Annotated in this window: 14 protein-coding genes, 2 tRNA genes and 1 pseudogene; 8 read left to right on the forward strand and 9 right to left on the reverse strand. The window is 41.8% G+C overall.

Annotated features, from left to right (window positions below; translation table 11 throughout):
• The first annotated feature begins 83 nt into the window (after positions 1-83).
• A complete protein-coding gene (locus tag A7456_RS08155) occupies positions 84-1,334 on the forward strand; it encodes an NRAMP family divalent metal transporter (protein ID WP_066887639.1) in 1,251 nt (416 codons plus the stop codon).
• Positions 1,335-1,396: 62 nt separating this feature from the next.
• Here A7456_RS08155 and A7456_RS08160 read toward each other — a convergent pair whose 3' ends face one another.
• The gene (locus tag A7456_RS08160; protein WP_067009956.1) at positions 1,397-2,989 is read right to left on the reverse strand and encodes an aminotransferase class I/II-fold pyridoxal phosphate-dependent enzyme; all 1,593 of its coding nucleotides are present in this window, start codon (positions 2,987-2,989) and stop codon (positions 1,397-1,399) included.
• Positions 2,990-3,253: 264 nt separating this feature from the next.
• Here A7456_RS08160 and msrB point away from each other — a divergent pair, with 264 nt between their 5' ends.
• From msrB to nrdA, 7 genes are all read left to right on the forward strand, one after another.
• Positions 3,254-3,676, forward strand: a complete 423-nt coding sequence (gene msrB / locus A7456_RS08165) for a peptide-methionine (R)-S-oxide reductase MsrB (RefSeq protein ID WP_066887635.1) — start codon at positions 3,254-3,256, stop codon at positions 3,674-3,676.
• 248 nt (positions 3,677-3,924) lie between these two features.
• Positions 3,925-4,000: transfer RNA gene (locus A7456_RS08170), tRNA-Val, on the forward strand.
• 41 nt (positions 4,001-4,041) lie between these two features.
• Positions 4,042-4,118, forward strand: a tRNA-Asp gene (locus A7456_RS08175).
• Positions 4,119-4,326: 208 nt separating this feature from the next.
• Positions 4,327-5,424, forward strand: coding sequence for an AI-2E family transporter (locus A7456_RS08180; RefSeq protein WP_067009452.1), 1,098 nt, complete (start codon positions 4,327-4,329; stop codon positions 5,422-5,424).
• A gap of 192 nt (positions 5,425-5,616) precedes the next feature.
• Entirely contained in the window at positions 5,617-6,402 is a 786-nt protein-coding gene (locus A7456_RS08185) for a DnaA ATPase domain-containing protein (RefSeq protein ID WP_067009455.1), read from the forward strand.
• Between the two features lie 54 nt (positions 6,403-6,456).
• Positions 6,457-7,086, forward strand: a complete 630-nt coding sequence (locus tag A7456_RS08190) for a DUF2057 domain-containing protein (protein WP_067009458.1) — start codon at positions 6,457-6,459, stop codon at positions 7,084-7,086.
• 326 nt (positions 7,087-7,412) lie between these two features.
• The gene (nrdA, locus tag A7456_RS08195; RefSeq protein WP_067009461.1) at positions 7,413-9,689 is read left to right on the forward strand and encodes a class 1a ribonucleoside-diphosphate reductase subunit alpha; all 2,277 of its coding nucleotides are present in this window, start codon (positions 7,413-7,415) and stop codon (positions 9,687-9,689) included.
• A 72-nt stretch (positions 9,690-9,761) separates the two neighbouring features.
• On the opposite strand, the gene purF is transcribed toward nrdA, so the two are convergent.
• The 8 genes and pseudogenes from purF to A7456_RS08235 form a co-directional block, all read right to left on the reverse strand.
• Positions 9,762-11,273 (reverse strand): amidophosphoribosyltransferase, encoded by a 1,512-nt coding sequence (gene purF / locus A7456_RS08200; protein WP_066890841.1) that lies wholly within the window; start codon positions 11,271-11,273, stop codon positions 9,762-9,764.
• 162 nt (positions 11,274-11,435) lie between these two features.
• Entirely contained in the window at positions 11,436-11,939 is a 504-nt protein-coding gene (locus A7456_RS08205; protein WP_066890838.1) for a CvpA family protein, read from the reverse strand.
• A 92-nt stretch (positions 11,940-12,031) separates the two neighbouring features.
• Positions 12,032-13,045, reverse strand: a pseudogene (locus tag A7456_RS08210) (quinone-dependent dihydroorotate dehydrogenase); the annotation flags it as partial.
• A gap of 143 nt (positions 13,046-13,188) precedes the next feature.
• On the reverse strand, positions 13,189-15,462 hold the full coding sequence (locus A7456_RS08215; protein WP_066887621.1) for a nitric-oxide reductase large subunit: 2,274 nt from the start codon (positions 15,460-15,462) through the stop codon (positions 13,189-13,191).
• 281 nt (positions 15,463-15,743) lie between these two features.
• Positions 15,744-16,319, reverse strand: a complete 576-nt coding sequence (gene sixA / locus A7456_RS08220) for a phosphohistidine phosphatase SixA (RefSeq protein ID WP_227713402.1) — start codon at positions 16,317-16,319, stop codon at positions 15,744-15,746.
• On the reverse strand, positions 16,309-17,622 hold the full coding sequence (locus A7456_RS08225) for an NAD(P)H-dependent glycerol-3-phosphate dehydrogenase (protein ID WP_067009464.1): 1,314 nt from the start codon (positions 17,620-17,622) through the stop codon (positions 16,309-16,311). The genes sixA and A7456_RS08225 overlap by 11 nt, the downstream gene beginning before the upstream one ends.
• Before the next feature lie 67 nt (positions 17,623-17,689).
• Complete coding sequence (locus tag A7456_RS08230; protein WP_066887617.1) at positions 17,690-18,262, reverse strand: nitroreductase family protein; 573 nt, start codon at positions 18,260-18,262, stop codon at positions 17,690-17,692.
• Positions 18,263-18,285: 23 nt separating this feature from the next.
• Positions 18,286-18,993, reverse strand: a complete 708-nt coding sequence (locus A7456_RS08235) for a DNA methyltransferase (RefSeq protein ID WP_197940240.1) — start codon at positions 18,991-18,993, stop codon at positions 18,286-18,288.
• Positions 18,994-19,007 lie beyond the last annotated feature (14 nt).

Here is a 19,007-nt window from a genome sequence, read left to right on the forward strand (position 1 = left end):
TTAGGCTCTTCCATGTTGCAACAGTTGCAACAAAGGCAATTTAATTTTATAATTGAAAAGTCTTTACCAACAACTGATTTATTATGACAATCTCAACGCCCAACAAAGCAGAAAAACTCACCTGGAAAGCCTTTGGGCCCGGGATTTTGATGGCATCGGCTGCCATTGGTGGATCGCACCTTGTGTCATCCACACAAGCTGGGGCATTGTATGGGTGGCAACTTGCCATCATGATAATACTTGCCAATTTTTTTAAATACCCTTTTTATCGTTTTGGTACAGAGTACGCTTATAAAACAGGCGATAGCCTTGTGGTAGGTTATGCCAAAAAATCCAAAGCCTATCTTTGGGCATTTTATGCCTTGTCTGTTGTATCAGGCATGATAACCACAGCGGCGGTAGCTTTGCTCTGTGCGACTATTTTAGGCTTTATGCTTCCTGTGGAACTAAATCCACTCATTTTATCTGTCATGGTCATGACAGTTTCATGGGGGCTACTCGTTGCAGGACATTATAAGGTTCTAGATAACATCTCAAAATGGATTATCTTAACATTGACTGTTGCTACCATTGCAGCGGTGATTATTGCAGGTATCTCACCAAAACAAATCGCCCCTGATTTTGTGCCAATGTCGCCTTGGAATCTGGCATCTTTGGGTTTTATTATTGCTCTGATGGGTTGGATGCCAGCACCGCTTGAATTTTCGGTCATCACCTCTGTATGGACATCCAAAAAGATTCGTACCGACCATCCCACGCCACGTCAAGGCATGATTGATTTTAACGTTGGTTATTTGACATCAGCGATTTTGGCGTTATTTTTCTTAACGCTTGGGGTTTTTGTGCAATATGGAACAGGCGAAGAAATTGCTACCAAAGGTGGTGCTTACATCAACCAACTTGTACAAATGTATACAGATACCATTGGCAGTTGGTCAAAAATACTTGTGGCATTCATCGCTTTTTTGTGCATGTTTGGTACAGTGATAACCAGTGCCGATGGCTATGGACGCACCAATGCTGAAAGTCTGTCACTCATCAAAACAGGTACAACCGAATTGACCGAAAAATATGTCATGCTTTGGACGAGTATTATGGTCATGGGTGGATTTGTTTTGATTAATGTGTTTGCAGGTCAGATGGCAAGTTTGCTTAAATTTGCCATGATAAGCTCTTTTGTATCTGCTCCGATTTTTGCATATCTTAACTATTCTTTGGCAAAAACTGAACATCTACTCACTGCTAAAATGAACATCTATGCCCTACTTGGTATCGCCTTTTTAGCAGGATTTGCTGGGCTGTTTTTATTGGGGTTTTTTGGGATAATCGGATAATGTGTTGCCAAGGGCGAAACCAATCGCCCTTTTTATTAGTGCTTAAAATACATCACCCTACTCTATTGCGTACCAAATTCCTTACGCTTATTGGTAAAAAATCTGTCAAGCCGATCCATGGCCTCTTCTAGGTCTATCAGGTTTGGCAAAAACACCACTCTAAAATGGTCGGGCTTATCCCAATTAAAACCTGTACCTTGCACCATCAGTACCTTTTCTTTAATAAGCAAATCCATCATAAAATCCATGTCATCATCAATGGGATAAATGCCCCTATCAATTTTGGCAAAGCAATAAAACGCCCCTTTTGGTTTGATGCAGCTGATGCCTTTGATGGCATTGAGACGAGACACGGCCATTTCACGTTGTTTATACAGTCGTCCTGTGGGGGCAGTTAAGGTTTGCATGGACTGATAACCGCCCATCGCCGTCTGTATGGCGTATTGAGCAGGTACGTTGGCACACAGTCGCATGCTGGCAAGCATGGTTAAGCCTTCAATAAAATCGCTTGCATGGTCTTTTTTACCAGACAACATGACCCAACCTGAACGATAGCCTGCGATGCGATGTGATTTTGATAAGCCGTTAAAGGTCAAAATAAGTGTCTTGTCGGTTATGGTGCACATGGGTACATGCACCGCATCATCGTATAAAATACGGTCATAAATCTCATCTGCCATGATGACCAGACCATGTTTGACCGCTAAATTAGCAATTTGTTGCAAGATTTGCTTGCTATATAATGCCCCCGTGGGGTTATTGGGGTTGATGATGACAATGGCTTTGGTTTTGTCGGTAATCTTTTTTTCAATATCCATCAAATCAGGGTGCCAATCATCCTCTTCTGTGCAGCGATAATGTGCCGCCCTACCCCCTGCAAGGTTGGTGGCTGCTGTCCAAAGTGGATAATCAGGCATGGGAATTAAGACCTCATCACCGTCATCAAGCAAGGCTTGCAAAGTCATGACGATAAGCTCTGAGACGCCATTACCGACATAGACATCATTGACATCGGTCGCCGATAACAATCCTTTGGCTTGATAGTATTGCAAAATCGCTTTACGAGCATAAAAGATTCCTTTTGAATCTGAATAGCCAGAGGCATTTTGTAAATTCATTGCCACATCTTGAACAATTTCATCAGGAGGCAGCAGCCCAAAAGGTTCAGGGTTGCCAATGTTTAACTTGATGATACGTTGACCCTCAGCCTCCATGCGGTTGGCAGTTTGTAGAAGTTTACCACGAATGTCATAGCAGACATTGGCAAGTTTGGCGGATTTTTTTAGGGGTTTCATGGTTGTCACCTGATTAGATAAGTGGTATGAATTTATAATATTATCTTGAAAATCAATACCTTGAAGTTCTTTTATCGTGTTTTTGTTTGCTGATTGGTTTGTCAAATCAAGCGGACGCTCATATCTGCCTGTTAATAAATAACTTTCGGTTGTACCTAACACCCGAGCAACCGTGGGCAATTTACTGCTGGTAATGCCGTTCTTACCACACTCCCAGTTAGCAATCGCTCCACGGCTGACAGATGCACCATGTGCATTTAATTCATCGGCCAGGGCTTGGGCGGACAATCCCAGGGATTTACGAAGCTGTTTTAGGCGTTCACCCTGTGTGGTGGGTATTGGGCAGACATTTTTCGTCATGGTGATTGTTGCAAGTAAAAGTTGCAATAATCATACGCTTATTTAGGACATTTTGCAAGTGTTTTACAAGTTGGAAAAATGTATAACTCTGTCCTTGTTGTCTATTTTTATGCTTGTGCCATGGTGTTAAATGTATGTGTTATTTTATCCACACCAACAAGTGTCAAAAACCGTTACAAAAAGCCAATTTGTCCCTTTGCCAAATCATGCTATACTTATCTTACTCATTCTTATTTAACCAAATTTTTTTAATCAGGAATAATCATGCTATCTGACAACACTTTAAGTCCCGATGAAATCGCTCAACTGACCGAACAAGATTGGCAAAATCGTCTAAGTGATGATGAGTATCACATTCTACGCCAAAAAGGCACTGAGCGAGCATTTACAGGATTTTACACCGACGTGTTTGATAAAGGTGTCTATCGCTGTAAGGGTTGTAACGCCAAATTATTTGACAGTGATAACAAATACCATTCAGGTTGTGGCTGGCCAAGTTTTGATAAAACAATCAATGACACCGCCTTAACCGAAACGCTTGATTTGTCGCGTGGCATGAGACGCATTGAGGTCACTTGTACCAACTGTGGCGGACATTTGGGGCATGTTTTTCCAGATGGACCAAAGCAGACCACGGGCATGAGATATTGCATCAATTCAGCATCCATTCATCTTGAAAACCAATAGGTGGCTTAGGATGGTATAAAAAATTATGAATTTAGTAGCACAAATAATGGCAATATTGTGAATAAAGTTTATTAAAAATCAAATGTTTATTAAAAAATTTAAACTTTTTTTAAAAAACCATTTGACACCTGCCAAAAAATCTATATAATACGCACCACAACAAGCGACATCATTAACTAAGTTAACTAAGCTAAAATTAAGCTAAATTGGTTAGTTGGTCAGGTTAAATTAGTTAAGTAAGCTCGTTTGGGCGGTTAGCTCAGTTGGTAGAGCGTCTGCCTTACAAGCAGAGGGTCAGCGGTTCGAATCCGTTACCGCCCACCAGTCAAGTTTTGTACTTTTACTAATAAAAGTAAGCGACCTTAGCAGCGGTAGTTCAGTTGGTTAGAATATCGGCCTGTCACGCCGAGGGTCGCGGGTTCGAGTCCCGTCCGCTGCGCCATTTTTAACTGGTTTTTCCAGTCTATCCCCTAAGTCTCCCCTGACTTAGGGGGTTTTTAAATGCCATCATCTGATATATTTTTAATGCACTTTACTTATTTTTATAAAATTCATCTTTTTATAAAATTCATCATAAATGTCTTACTCTTTTATCAAAAATAGCATAAAATACCTCGATATTTGCCCACTTTATTTTGTGCTACTCTATCATGCGACACTATACCCTTGACCCTTTTTTTCGCCGAATGCTAATCATACTGTTTTGGGTGATTTTTTTGTACGCCTTGTATCTGATGCGGACGGTGCTCTTGCCTTTTTTGGCAGCATTTATTTTGGCATACATGCTAAATCCTTTGGTGACAGGATTGGCTCGCTACATGAATCGCATGCTTGCCATCGTGGTCGTGTACTTTGCCAGCATTTTATTGACAGGTGCATTGATTGTGTGGTTTATGCCTGTATTATGGGAACAAATTACCTTGGTATGGGAATCGTTGCCTTTGCTTGTAGAGTGGTATAATACCACAGCAAGAGCATGGATAAGTCAACGCATAGATGGTCAGCTTATTCCGCTAGAAGCGGATGTTATCTCTAATGCACTCATGGAATATGCCCAAAAAAATTATCAAGTAGCAGATGCTCAGCTGCTCATCAAACAGGTGTTAAGTTCGGGCATGGTGGTGGCAAATAATATTGGCATGGCGGTGATGGTGCCAATATTAACCTTTTATTTTTTAATCGGTTGGCAAAAACGCCTAGATATGTGGTTACATAGCATACCTAAACCTTATCAAAAAAAAGCCTTAGAACTTGCCAAAGACTGTGATGACACGCTGATGAATTTTATCAAAGGTCAGCTTAGTGTTATGTTGCTACTTGGGTCTATTTATGCCATACAACTACAAATGATTGGGTTAAACTTTGGATTACTCATTGGTATTGGGGCAGGCGTGGCAAGTTTTGTGCCGTACTTGGGTTTTGCGTTAGGGATTATTGTAGCGATTGTGGTGGGACTGTTCCAATTTGGCTTTGACGCTATTTATATCGGTCTTATCATCGGGGCATTTATGATTGGTCAGGCGATGGAAGGTTATGTATTACAACCTCTACTACTTGGTGATAAAATCGGACTGTCACCACTTTGGGTGATTTTTTCAGTATTGGCAGGAGCGTCTTTATTCGGTTTTGTGGGCATGCTTATCGCCCTGCCTGTCTCAGCAATTTTAAATGTTCTATTTCATCATACATACAGTGCCTATTTGGACAGCGATTGGCATAAGGGACAAAAACAATTGACGTTGTGGTAAATTGTATCTTGCATTAATCATATGATGACAATGACAATGACGATGATGACAAAGGCATTATTTTTTACGCATTAAGGTAATACAACTTGCAAAATCATCAAAAATTTGGTATATATAGCACATTTTAAATCAGTTGAACACAACCAAGATACAACTGAGTATTGATAGCAGACTTTTGGATACTAAGCTTACATGACCGACCTTTTTCAGTCCGCCCTAGACCTTGATGTGCAAGAAGAATCTCAACTTTCGGATTTTAGGTCCATGGGTTATCAAGCCGTTGTCATCGCAGCCCAAAAACTCTGTCAAGGCGAATTATCAGAAATCTTTATTTATGGAAAAAAAGGTTCTGGTAAGTCCCATCTTGCTCTTGCCATTTACAATGAATATACCACAACAGGCAAAACTGCCATCAGCTTATCACTTGACAAAATGATAGAAAGTGAGGGTGATGATGCCTTAGCATTACAAGGCTTGCAACTGTTTGATCTTGTCATACTAGACGATGTTAATGCAGTAGCACGCAGTCATGAATGGCAAGAGGGACTGTTTCATCTAATCAACGAGGTCAGACGTGAACAAAAGCAATTGGTATTCTTAGCCAACAACCCTGCCCGTGAGTTAGACATTCCTCTGCTTGACTTACTCACACGACTGTCACTCGCTCCTGCTTTTAAACTGCCTGACGGTGATAACCCTGCTGACCGTGAGGCAATGTTAAAATCCATCCTAAGACGCAAAAACTGGCGACTGCCTCCTGTTATTTTTGATCATCTGGTCAGTGATGGCCCTTATAATGCCACGGACATGATGAGCGTATTAGACAGCATTTCACCCTTGTTCACGGGACTGACACGCACCTCTGTTAGCAAAAAAACCTTAGAAGATGCCAAAAAAATAATCAACAAACAAACTCTGCTTTTAGAGCTGGGTGGTTACATTGATGATATTGATAACTTGGATTTAACACAAATTTAATAAATTGACATCCATCACTTTTTGGCTTCATCTCACACCCCAATAGGAAATACCATGAAAAAACTAAGCCTAATGCTCATCATCGCTCTTTTTACCCCTGCTTTTGCCAATATACACCTAACTGTTGATGAGCATATCAAAGTTACCGCCATTAATGGACAAGAGATTAAACATGGAGCCTTGCAACCACTAAAACGTGAGTTCATCCTTGATGCTGGTCGCCATGTCATCACCGCCCATTACGATCGCTTATTTGATTTGACCCGTGGCGAGCATGACTATCTAAAATCAGCTAACCTAACCATCACCGCTGACCTAGAAGATAATCAAACTTATCAACTGGTCATGCCCAATCAGCCCAACAACTATCGAGCTGCCAAAGAATATGCCAAAAACCCTACTCTTGCCATCAGCCAAAATGGCAAATTATTGGCTTTTGAGCAGACATCGGAGGGTCACTCTGGCGTGTTATCTGCCCTAGGAGGCAGTATTGGTAGGCTCTTTGGTCGTCATGATGGCATCGCTGCCAACCAAAGAGTCATCATCTCCCAAAATCCATCATCCTCACAGCCTGCCACCAAAACCATGGTTACTCCCAAGGACAATCTGGATGGCTTTATGCAGTTATGGCTTGATGCCAGCCCAGAAGAGCGTGAAAAAATCCGTCAATGGATTGAAAGATGATTGATGTTTTTCATATCAAAAACCGTCTTTGGGCGGTTTTTTTATTGATATAACAAATTAAAAACTCTATTTTGGGCATAAAATATCCTTAAAACCAAAATTTTAGAATGTGTTAGAGATGCGTCATTATCTCACCCATTGATAAACAAAATAACAAAATCACAGATTATCATAAAATACAAGCTAGTATTTTAAAAATTTTTAGGCTATATTGTGCTACCTTAAAAATGAATTACTACATCTAGTGGTTAATTTTTAAATGCGAAAACAGCTAAGTCATTGAGATTTGGTAATTTTTTATAATTTACAACAAAACAGGTGATTTTATGACACATATCGACCAAATCAAAGTTAAAAAAAGAGATGGTACTTTTGAACCCATTAACCTTGATAAGATACACAAAGTTATCACATGGGCAGCTAAGGGATTAAACAACGTCTCAGTATCACAGGTGGAGCTAAAATCACACATTCAGTTTTATGATGGTATTGCCACTCGTGACATTCATGAAACCATCATCAAAGCGGCGGCGGACTTAATCTCAGCACAAACACCCGATTATCAATATCTGGCGGCTCGTCTTGCCATTTTTCACCTGCGTAAAATTGCCTATGGCGACTATGAAGTACCACATTTATATGACCATGTTGTCCGCTTGACTAAGATGGGCAAATATGATAAACATATTTTGGCAGATTATGACCGTGCTGAATTTGATGAATTAAATGCTTACATTAATCACGAACGTGACATGAATCTTGCTTATGCGGCAGTTGAACAGATGATGGGCAAATATTTGGTTCAAGACCGTGTTACCAAAAAAGTTTATGAAAGCCCCCAGTTTTTGTACGTTTTGGTTGGTATGTGTCTGTTTGCCAGTTATGATAAGGCGGTGCGACTAGATTATATCAAGCGTTTTTATGATGCCACATCCAATTTCTACATTTCACTGCCAACGCCCATCATGTCAGGTGTACGCACGCCCACTCGCCAATTTAGTTCATGCGTGCTAATAGAGTGTGGCGATGATTTGGACAGTATTAATGCCACAACATCCGCCATCGTTCGCTACGTCTCACAGCGTGCTGGCATTGGGGTGAATGCAGGGGCAATTCGTGCCTTAGGTTCGCCCATTCGTGGTGGTGAAGCTCAACACACAGGTTGCATTCCCTTTTTTAAAATGTTCCAAGCAGCGGTTAAATCTTGTTCACAAGGCGGTGTTCGTGGTGGAGCAGCGACTTTGTTTTATCCATTATGGCATTTGGAGGTGGAGAGCTTACTTGTCCTAAAAAATAACCGTGGTGTGGAGGATAATCGTGTTCGCCATATGGATTACGGTGTTCAAATTAACAAAACACTCTACACCCGACTCATCAAAAATGAAGAGATAACCCTATTCTCTCCCTCTGATGTGGCGGGGCTTTATGAAGCGTTTTTTGCTGACCAAGCTGAATTTGAACGTCTTTATACACGTTATGAAAATGATGAGAGCATCAGAAAACGTAAAATCCCTGCTCGTGAATTGTTCAGTCTCATGCTCCAAGAGCGTGCCAGCACAGGGCGTATTTACATTCAAAATGTTGACCATTGCAATACGCACAGCCCATTTGACCCATCAGTTGCTCCTGTTCGCCAGTCCAACCTATGTATGGAGATCGCCCTACCAACCAAACCGCTAGATAATATCAACGATGAGCATGGCGAGATTGCCCTTTGCACATTGTCCGCCATCAATCTGGGCAAAATTGACAAACCAGAAGACATCAAAGAACCTGCTGAACTTATCGTGCGTGCTTTGGATGCTTTGCTTGATTATCAAGATTATCCTGTCATTGCTGCCAAAAATGGCAGTATGAAGCGTCGTACACTCGGTGTGGGTGTGATTAACTACGCTTACTATCTTGCCAAAAATGATACACGCTATTCACAGGCAAAAGCGATTGGATTGACTCACCGTACCTTTGAGGCATTGCAATATTATCTGCTACAAGCATCTAATAAACTTGCCCAAGAAAAAGGGTCTTGTCCTGCCTTTGCTGAGACGACATACAGTCAAGGCATCTTACCAATTGACACTTATAAGGCGGATTTGGATAACATTTGTGATGAGCCATTACATTTAGACTGGGAGGCTTTGCGTGTTAGCATCAAACAGCATGGGTTACGTAATTCTACCTTGTCAGCTCTTATGCCATCTGAGACATCCAGTCAAATCGCCAATGCCACCAATGGCATAGAACCACCACGAGGTTTGGTATCGGTCAAACAGTCCAAAGACGGCATTTTAAAACAAGTTGTACCTGATATTGAAAATTTGGCAGAGAAGTATGAACTATTATGGCAAATGCCTGATAATAACGGCTATCTAAAATTGGTCGGCATCATGCAAAAATTCATTGACCAGTCCATCTCTGCCAATACCAACTATGACCCTGCTAAGTTTGAGGGCAGAAAAGTCCCCATGAAAGTCATGATTCAAGACCTGCTTAGTGCCTATAAATTGGGCGTGAAGACCTTGTATTATCATAATACCCGAGATGGAGCGGATGACAGTCAAGGCGAGTTAGATGATGGTTGTGCAGGCGGAGCGTGTAAACTGTAATTTGTATGTTGTAATTTGTATAAAAAATAAGCCCATCAGTTGATAGGCTTATTTTAATTTTATTCATCTGATTTATTCCATAATTCCTGTGATATCCACAGGGTTGTTGGTAATTTGTGTTTTAGCACCATCATGTCGCTTGGCTTGTAGCTGTTGTAGATATTCTTCGTTAATCTGCCCTGCCACATAACAGCCATCAAATACCGAACAGTCAAAACCATCAACACGACTGTATTTGGTGTTATTGACCGCTTCTACCAAATCATCCAAATCCTGAAAAATCAAGCGGTCAGCTCCGATAATCTCACGCACCTCATCAACCGTACGACCCGATGAGATAAGCTCACTGCGTACTGGCATATCAATGCCATAGACATTTGGAAAAATCACAGGCGGTGCAACAGATGCAAAAAAGACATTTTTCGCCCCTGCATCTCGTGCCATCTGAATAATCTCATGGCATGTTGTACCACGTACAATAGAGTCATCCACCAGTAGGACGTTTTTGTTTTTAAATTCCAAGGTAATGGCATTTAGCTTTTGGCGAACGCTTTTTTTACGCATGGACTGACCTGGCATGATAAAAGTACGCCCAATATAGCGGTTTTTGTTAAAGCCTTCACGATATTTGACACCCAAATGTGTGGCACATTCTAATGCTGAATTTCGAGAAGTATCAGGAATGGGAATCACCACGTCAATTTCGTGATTTTCACCCCATTCGGAGATGATTCTTTGGGCAAGTTTTTCCCCCATACGCATGCGAGCCTTATGCACCGAAATGTTATCAATGATACTGTCAGGGCGAGCGAAATAGACATACTCAAAGATGCAAGGTGTGTGCTTGATTTTGTCAGTACATTGTTTGGTGTGCAAATTATAATCCAAATCAACAAATACCGCCTCACCGGGGTTAATATCTCGCACCACCTCAAAGCCCAAAGCGGTCAAAGCCACCGACTCAGATGCCACCATATACTCAACACCAGCGGTACTTAGGCGACGACCATAAACTAAGGGGCGAATGCCGTTAGGGTCTCTAAATGCAAGCATGCCATGACCTGCTATTATCGCCACCACGCCGTACGCTCCTTGACAGCGGTCATAGACAGCTTGTAAGGCGGTAAAAATGTCATCGGGGGCGAGTTTGGTTTTGGTGAATTTTTGCAACTCATGGGCAAGAATATTGAGTAAAACCTCCGAATCCGAGTCGGTATTTAGATGACGGCGGTCATACTCATAGGCTTCTTTGGCAAGTGTGTCGGCGTTGGTTAAATTGCCATTATGTGCCAAAGCAATGCCATAGGGTGAATTAACATACAAAGGCTGTGCTTCTGCTGTGCTTGATGTGCCTGCGGTCGGATAGCGGACATGACCGATACCAAAATTTCCCACCAAATTTACCATGTGTTTGTTTAAAAACACATCTCGCACCATGCCATTATCTTTACGCAGATACAAGCGGTCATCTTTTAGGGTAACAATCCCCGCCGCATCCTGCCCTCGATGCTGTAACATGGTCAAGCCATCGTATAACATTTGAGCCACAGGTTCATGGGCACACACACCAATCACACCACACATAATTACTTACTCCAAAAGTCTGGCAACATGCCAATTAGTTTAAGATTTATAAAAATAAAAATTTATCATCATCACACGCCTGCCATCACACCTGTGCATCATAAGATAATGTGCTGTTTTGGCTGGGCAGGCATAAGAGATTTTTGCATTAAAAAATCCGTCCTATTGATACGGATTTTCCACCTGATTCCATGCCTTATCAAGTGTTTGGGTTAATAACGTCTGTGCCACAGGAGCAAAAGGTAATAAATTTTGGGCAAGTACAGACCCTTGCCATTGGGGCAGTTTAACCAGTAACGGAGATGTGATACTTAGGATGATCAGCACTTTTAACACCCCTTTGCCAGCCCCTAAAATGCCACCTAAAAGATTGTCCAAAAATCCCAATTTTAAAAATTTTAAGGTTTTTAATGCAAGCCATGAGATAAGATGTGTGATGCTAACAATAATAAGTACAATCGCTAAGAACGCCAATGAGATTTGCAAAATCTCATTATCCACCACAGGGATGAATAAAGGCGAGAATGTTTTGGCAAGTGCTGATGCCATGATGAACGCAACAAACCACGCCACCAAAGACATGACCGTCTTAATCGCCCCTGCATGAAAGCCACGCCACAGACCTACGAGTACCATCATAGCGATGAGAATATCAAGTATGCTCATGCCTTGTTCGCACTGCCCAAATCATGTTTGTTTGTGTTGCTTAAATCATCAAAATCATTGGGCTCATCTGTCATGGTCAAGGTACGCTCTTTGTAATTGGCAATACTTTGTATGCAATCTTGCACCAAAGAGGGGCCTTTATAAATCAGTCCTGAATACAGTTGTATAGCACTCGCCCCTGCACTTAGTTTGCGTACTGCCAAATCACCTGTATCAATGCCACCCACGCCAATCAAATCTACTTTGCCTGCCAGTCTCTTAGCAAATGATGTCAGCACCAGTGTGCTTTGATGGCTAAGTGGTCTGCCTGACAATCCACCTGTTTCATGGGCATATTCTTGATCTTCAACCCCCACCCGTGATAATGTCGTATTTGTGGCGATGAGTCCATCAATATCAAAGTCAATGAGATTTTTAGCGATGTCATCTATTTGGCTTATCTCTAAGTCAGGAGCGATTTTTAGGGCAAGTGGCACATAATAGCCGTATTCATTTGCCAGTTTTGTATGGCAAGTCTTAATACCATCTAACAGATGAGCCAACTCATTTGCCCCTTGTAGGTTTCGTAAATTGGCGGTGTTGGGGCTGGATATGTTAATGGTGATATAACTGGCATAAGGATAGACCCGCTCTAAACAGTACACATAATCATCCAAAGCACGTTCAACGGGCGTGGTTGCATTTTTACCAATATTAATGCCCAATACCCCCTTATATTTGGCACGCTCAATGTTGGTTATCATCTTATCCACGCCATCATTATTAAAACCCATGCGATTGATGATTGCCCCACTGTCTGCCAAACGGAACATTCTTGGGCGCTCATTACCTGCTTGTGGTTTTGGTGTTACTGTGCCAATCTCCAAAAACCCAAAACCAAGCTCAGCCAAGGCATCAATATACTCGCCATTTTTATCAAGCCCTGCTGCCATTCCCACAGGGTTCATCAAGCTAATACCCATGCAGTTGGTGGGCATTGACTGGCGTGGATAAGCAAATCCAAGCAAATGTGCTTTATGCAGTCGCTCTAAATTTTCAAGCGTCCATTCATGGGCTTTTTCAGGATGCATAGAAAACAGATAAGGGCGAAGTAAGCTGTATGACATGGCTCTCTCAAAATGAATACATCTTTTGACATTATAACACATTCCATCCAACTATCAAAAGGTTAATCGCCCACGCTTGATTTTGACCATGGGACTTTAAAAACCGCCCCAGTGGTTTTGAGGCGGTTTGTGATGATGGCATTTTACCGATTGATAGGAGCATTTCGGTGATGATTGTCATCATCTGTTTTGGCAAAGACCAATTTTATCACCTGCCATGCCACCGCCATTGCCCCGATGATAAATACCACATCACCAATGGTACGAATCCATCTTAGCCTAACCAAAAAGTCCTGTTGTAAAAAACCCTCACTGCGAGCATACCACAGACCTTCGGTGATGGATGCATGGGCTTGATACACCCCAATGGGCAATAAACTTGTAACTATCATCAGTACAAGACCTGCGTTTAGTGCCCAAAAACTCAACCTCATCAAGCCATCATCAAAGAGATGGTTTGGACGAATATAACGCACAATCAACAGCACAAAGCCCAAAGCTAAGAATCCATATACCCCAAATAATGCAGCATGAGCATGAACGGCGGTTGTATTTAGCCCTTGGATATAAAACAGTGCCAATGGTGGATTTAGCATAAAACCAAACACGCCTGCACCAACCATATTCCAAAATGAGACCGCCACAAAATACAAAATGGGCCATTTTAGCTTGTCCATCCATGGGGCTTGATGTTGTTTCTCCCAGTGTTCATAGGCTTCATAACCTAAAACCACCAATGGTACAACCTCCAAGGCAGAAAACGATGCACCGATTGCCATGATTGGCGTGGTTGTGCCTGTAAAATACAAATGATGAAACGTCCCTGGAACACCACCTAATAAAAACAGTGCTGCTGAGATGATGGTTGCTCCTGTGGCGGTTTTATAACGCACCAAACCAAGGTTATAAAAGATAAAGGCGAATGCCGCCGTTGCAAATACCTCAAAAAATCCTTCAACCCACAGATGTACCACCCACCAACGCCAGTATTCCATGATGGCAATGTTGGTACGTTCGCCATAAAACAGACCTGAGCCATAAAACAGACCGACACATGCCACAGATGCCACAAAGATGGACAATAGATTCTTATCCCCTTTTTGCTTAAACCCATTAGCCCAACCACGTGCCATCAGCACAAGCCACAGCAAAATACCAACAAATTTTAAAATTTGCCAAAAACGTCCCAAATCAATGAACTCATAACCTTGATGCCCAAACCAAAAATTAAGATGGGCAGGCATGATGTGTTTTAGAGCAAAGAATTGGGCAATGAATGAACCCACACACACGATGATGAGCGCCACCCACAAGATGTCCACACCCAATTTTTGGAATTTAGGGTCTTTGCCACCATTGATGATGGGGGTTAAAAATAAACCTGCCGCCAAAAATGCCGTGGCAATCCAAAACAGCGCCGACTGGATGTGCCACGTTCGTACCAAAGCATAAGGCAACCAGTCTGCCACAGCAATGCCATAGAACGCATGCCCCTCCACCGTGTAGTGAGCAACGAAACCACCCAAAAATACTTGTAGCACAAATAAGGCCACCACAAGCAGTCCATATTTACCTAATGCTTTTTGTGATGGGGTTAGGTTTATTTTGGTCAAAGGGTCAGACTCTGGCACCGCCAATTTAATCTCTTCTTCTTTTTTGGAAAATGCCCATGCCCAAATCAAAAATCCCACCCCAGCAATCAAAAACACCACGCTGGCAACTGACCATATAAAGTTCTCAGCGGTTGGCACGTTGTCAATCAGTGGTTCGTGTGGCCAGTTATTGGTAAATGTGGCATCAGTACCAGGACGATTTGTTGATGCAATCCATGCTGTCCAAAAATAAAAATTCGCCAAATGCTCCCGTGCGGTCAAATCAGGTAATGTGTTATTTTTCATGGCAAAATTTTCCCGAGTTTTGATGTACTTAGGGTCATTACCATACAGCTTGACATAATAGGGAGCAACCTCATGGATTGCCTTGATACGTGTATCAGAGAGTACCACGATTTGTGTGCCATCATTTGCACTTGTGCGGTATTCCTCTTTTAGAGCCTGACGTAGCCCTGCTTGTTCGGATGATGTTAAGGCATCATACCCTTTGCCATAGATTTCATTAGCACGAATATTAAGCCAAGCCACCAATTCACGATGCAACCAATCAGCCGTCCAGTCAGGAGCTTGATATGCACCATGCCCCAACACCGAACCCAATTGCATGCCGCCTGTTGTCTGCCATGCTGATTGACCTTTTAGGATATCATCTTCGGTCATGATGATGTTACCTTGACTGTCTATGAACTGCTGTGGAATGGGAGGTGCAGAGCGATAGACTTCTGCCCCACCCAAACCTAGTAATGTGAAAGTGCAAAGTAACACCCCAAACAGCACCCACCAGTGCTTTTTATACTCACCCATCTCTTGCTCCTTATACGTGGCTTGATTAGGAATTTTGATTATATGGTCATTAAGATGACATAATCATCTGGATGACCATTTTAAAGATACATTTAAAATATATCTTTAAAGAATTGTACGCCCATCCATGTCCAAAAGTCAATCCCTAATGCACAATTTTTAAAATTTGTAATATTTTTATGGTTTTGATTGATAAAAGGTAACTTATTTTTATTTAAGCCTAAAAAACCGCCATCAAGAAGTGGCGGTTTATAAATCAAATTTTTAAAAGCGTTGTCTTATCAAGGCTGTGTGGGAGAAAATCGTTCACTTTGGCGTGCCTGACCCCAAGCGATAACATCGGTTGTCATCACCCGATATTCTGCCAGCTCAAACATGGATGGTAAATCCCCTGCCAAATACGCCACCATACGAGCCACTATCGGCATGTGACATACCACTGCGATTGTCTTATTAGGTTCATCCCCATAATACGATGCAACAATCTGCTCAATGTCTGACACGCCTGCCACAGGGTCATCATTTGGGGTGATGCTGTCTAGTGTAATCAATGTAGGATTTTGTCCTTTGTCTTGGGCGATATTTTGTAAGATTTTGGCAGTTTGGTTGGCACGATGAAAGGGGCTGGTGATAATCATATCAAGGTTGTGTCTGTCGGCTAGATGTGTGCCAGTCTCTTTTGCCTGAGTTTGTCCAAATTCTGTCAAATCACGTCTCATGTCATCACCGCAGTAAGCGGTTGCTTGTCCGTGTCGGATAAAGATAAGTTTCATATCAATACTCCCAAATCGTCTCTTTTTAAAATTATTAATGTCGTTGATATCATTGATGCCATTGCGTAATGGTTTACTTTTCACGCATATTGTCATCTTTGGGTTGATTTTGCAGGCTTGCTTTTAACACTTCATCAAACTCTTTTGAGAGTTTCTCATTACTCTCATCATGAGGCATGACAAATTCCACATCACTTCTAAATCCTGTTTCCATCAGGTTTACCGCCACACTCAGTGCTGATTTATTTTCATACAGTATGGCATATAAAGCATGAGTGATGGGCATATACACACCCAATTTTTTTGCCTGTTCTTCTACCTGAGCGATGGTATTGACCCCTTCGGCGGTTTGTCCTAACTTTTTAAGGGCACTGTCAAGGGTGATGCCCTTGCCAAGCATGTTACCAATTTGATAATTTCGGCTTAGCGTGGAATTGCAGGTTGCGTATAAATCCCCCACGCCTGACAGCCCCAAAAAAGTCAAGGGGTTTGCCCCCAAATTCACCCCAAATCGGCTCATCTCTGCCAATGCACGAGTTAGGAGCATGGCCTTGGTATTCTCTCCCACACCATAGGCATTCGCCATACCCATGGCCAGAGCATAGATATTTTTTAATGCACCGCCAAGCTCCACACCCTTGACATCATCGGAGGCAAACACCCGAAAAAACGCACTATGTAGTGCTGTCTGTACCGCTACTCTGAGTGGCTCGGACGGACTGGCGATGACGCTGGCGGACGGCATGTTATTCATGATTTCAAGGGCAAGGTTGGGGCCACTCATCACCCCAAAATTCACCTGTGGTAATTCATCCTTAATGATATCACTCATTAGGGCAAACGTGCCTTTTTCTATGCCTTTGGTCAAAGATACCACCGCCTGATGGGTGATGTGAGGGCGAATTTTTTGTAGGGTCTCACGCACCGCCGAGCTTGGCACTGCCACAAAGATGATGTCTTTGTTTTTGACCGACTGTGCCAAATCATGGCTAAATGTCAGATGAGGGCTTAGCACATGATTGGGCAGATATTTTTTGTTAATATAGGTCTTTTGTAAGGCTTTGACCGTCTTTTTATCACGCACCCACAGGGTCGTCTCACAACCGTTTTTGGCGGATAAATTCGCCATTGCTGTACCAAAACTGCCACCACCAAGCACCACGATACGTAAGGGCGTGTCTGTGTCTTTATCCACATGAATGCCAAGTGTGTCAAGGTCTGTTTGTTTTTTGCGTTTTTTGGTAAAGTGGGCAAGGTTTGCCAAAAGCCCACCTTCGGATTCGGATTTTTCAAGCAAATGACGGGCTTCTTCTAAGCCTTGATTGATACTTTGGCTTGCTACATCTACAATTTTTTTGACTTTGGGATTGTCTTTTGGCAATTTCATGGTATTTTTATCCTTGAATGACTTTTTTGGATAATGATTTTTATCTGTTCATTTTCTATATTTTGACTCATTGATAAAAATGAACAAATTGTGCCAAATCTACCGCTTCACGCTTGGGCATGACAACATCGCTTGACCCAACATAAATAAATCCACAGACAGTATTATCATCACTGACACCAAAATAATCTTTGATGGCAGGCGTGTTACACAAATCACCTGTTCGCCATACCGTTTGGTAGCCCATGCTTTGTAAGGCAAGTAGTAGGTTTTGTACCACTGCCCCTACACACAAAAGTTGTTCAAATTGTGGTACTTTTGGGTGCTGTTTATAATCGGTTGCCACCGTGATAATCATGGGGGCTCGTTTTGGCATATTAATAAGTTTGGTGCGTGCGATGTCATCTAGGCTTTTTTTGTCCGCTTTGGCGTTATCAAGCCCTGCTTGTAACAGTACCTGACCAAAATCATCAAGGGTTTTGCCTGTCATGACACTAAAACGGTAAGGGCGTAATACCTTATGGTCAGGGGCACTCATTGCACATGCTAGGGCACTGTTTAGCTCATCATGGCTTGGCATGGGTAGAGATAAATTGCCAATACTGCGTCTGGTGTGAATGAGATGGATTAAATCGTTCATGGGTTTCTCATTTAAAATAAAGATTATTGTTGAACTTGTTCATATTGGTGTCTGTTATCAAGAATTTCTAATCTTAGCCTTGCAATATTATCAATAGTAGCAGTATAACCATATTTTAATAATGTTTGAATGGCTTCTGGATTATTTTTGATGGGTTTAACAATTTGGCATAACAAAAAGCATCTGTTGTACCCATCTTCTAGATTGCATTCAATGACTGCCTGAGCAGTTGTGCCACTGCCTGCAAAATAATCCATGACAACATCATCATCAGAGGTGCAAAGTTTGATAAAGTATTTTATCATTTGAACAGGTTTTGCAGTTTTAAACATATGCCCTAAGCCTAATTTTTCCAAATCATGCTTACCTTGCCTTGAATAAAAATTAAGAATGCTCATTGCACTGTCTTTACTATCAATCAACAGATGTTTCTCATAAGGTCTGCCATCTTTAAAAATGAGTTTATTTTCATGATAAAGTTGTATAAATTTTTCTTTTGATGACCAACCACGAGTTTTTAAAGCTGGTAAATGTATATTAATCTCTGGAATGTCTAAATCATGCGGTCTTGATGGTGTGGATAAATCTTTGGCAAAACAAATATCACCATTTTCGTCTACAATAGAATAATTTTTTATCCAACGAAGCATCTCATCATTATAATATTTAAGTTTATTTTTTAGTAAACTGTTAGCACTGATAATACCATTCTTCTTAAATTCACTTTTCACCATTTGGCATAATG

Source organism: Moraxella nonliquefaciens (assembly GCF_001679005.1).
Classification (GTDB): Bacteria; Pseudomonadota; Gammaproteobacteria; order Pseudomonadales; family Moraxellaceae; genus Moraxella; species Moraxella nonliquefaciens.

Bases quoted from the DNA above. Each gene is read 5' to 3' on its own strand.
- A7456_RS08155 (WP_066887639.1), top strand. From the start codon at position 84: ATGACAATCTCAACGCCCAACAAAGCAGAAAAACTCACCTGGAAAGCC.
- A7456_RS08160 (WP_067009956.1), bottom strand. From the start codon at position 2,989: ATGACGAAAAATGTCTGCCCAATACCCACCACACAGGGTGAACGCCTA.
- msrB (WP_066887635.1), top strand. From the start codon at position 3,254: ATGCTATCTGACAACACTTTAAGTCCCGATGAAATCGCTCAACTGACC.
- A7456_RS08180 (WP_067009452.1), top strand. From the start codon at position 4,327: ATGCGACACTATACCCTTGACCCTTTTTTTCGCCGAATGCTAATCATA.
- A7456_RS08185 (WP_067009455.1), top strand. From the start codon at position 5,617: ATGACCGACCTTTTTCAGTCCGCCCTAGACCTTGATGTGCAAGAAGAA.
- A7456_RS08190 (WP_067009458.1), top strand. From the start codon at position 6,457: ATGAAAAAACTAAGCCTAATGCTCATCATCGCTCTTTTTACCCCTGCT.
- nrdA (WP_067009461.1), top strand. From the start codon at position 7,413: ATGACACATATCGACCAAATCAAAGTTAAAAAAAGAGATGGTACTTTT.
- purF (WP_066890841.1), bottom strand. From the start codon at position 11,273: ATGTGTGGTGTGATTGGTGTGTGTGCCCATGAACCTGTGGCTCAAATG.
- A7456_RS08205 (WP_066890838.1), bottom strand. From the start codon at position 11,939: ATGAGCATACTTGATATTCTCATCGCTATGATGGTACTCGTAGGTCTG.
- A7456_RS08215 (WP_066887621.1), bottom strand. From the start codon at position 15,462: ATGGGTGAGTATAAAAAGCACTGGTGGGTGCTGTTTGGGGTGTTACTT.
- A7456_RS08225 (WP_067009464.1), bottom strand. From the start codon at position 17,622: ATGAAATTGCCAAAAGACAATCCCAAAGTCAAAAAAATTGTAGATGTA.
- A7456_RS08230 (WP_066887617.1), bottom strand. From the start codon at position 18,262: ATGAACGATTTAATCCATCTCATTCACACCAGACGCAGTATTGGCAAT.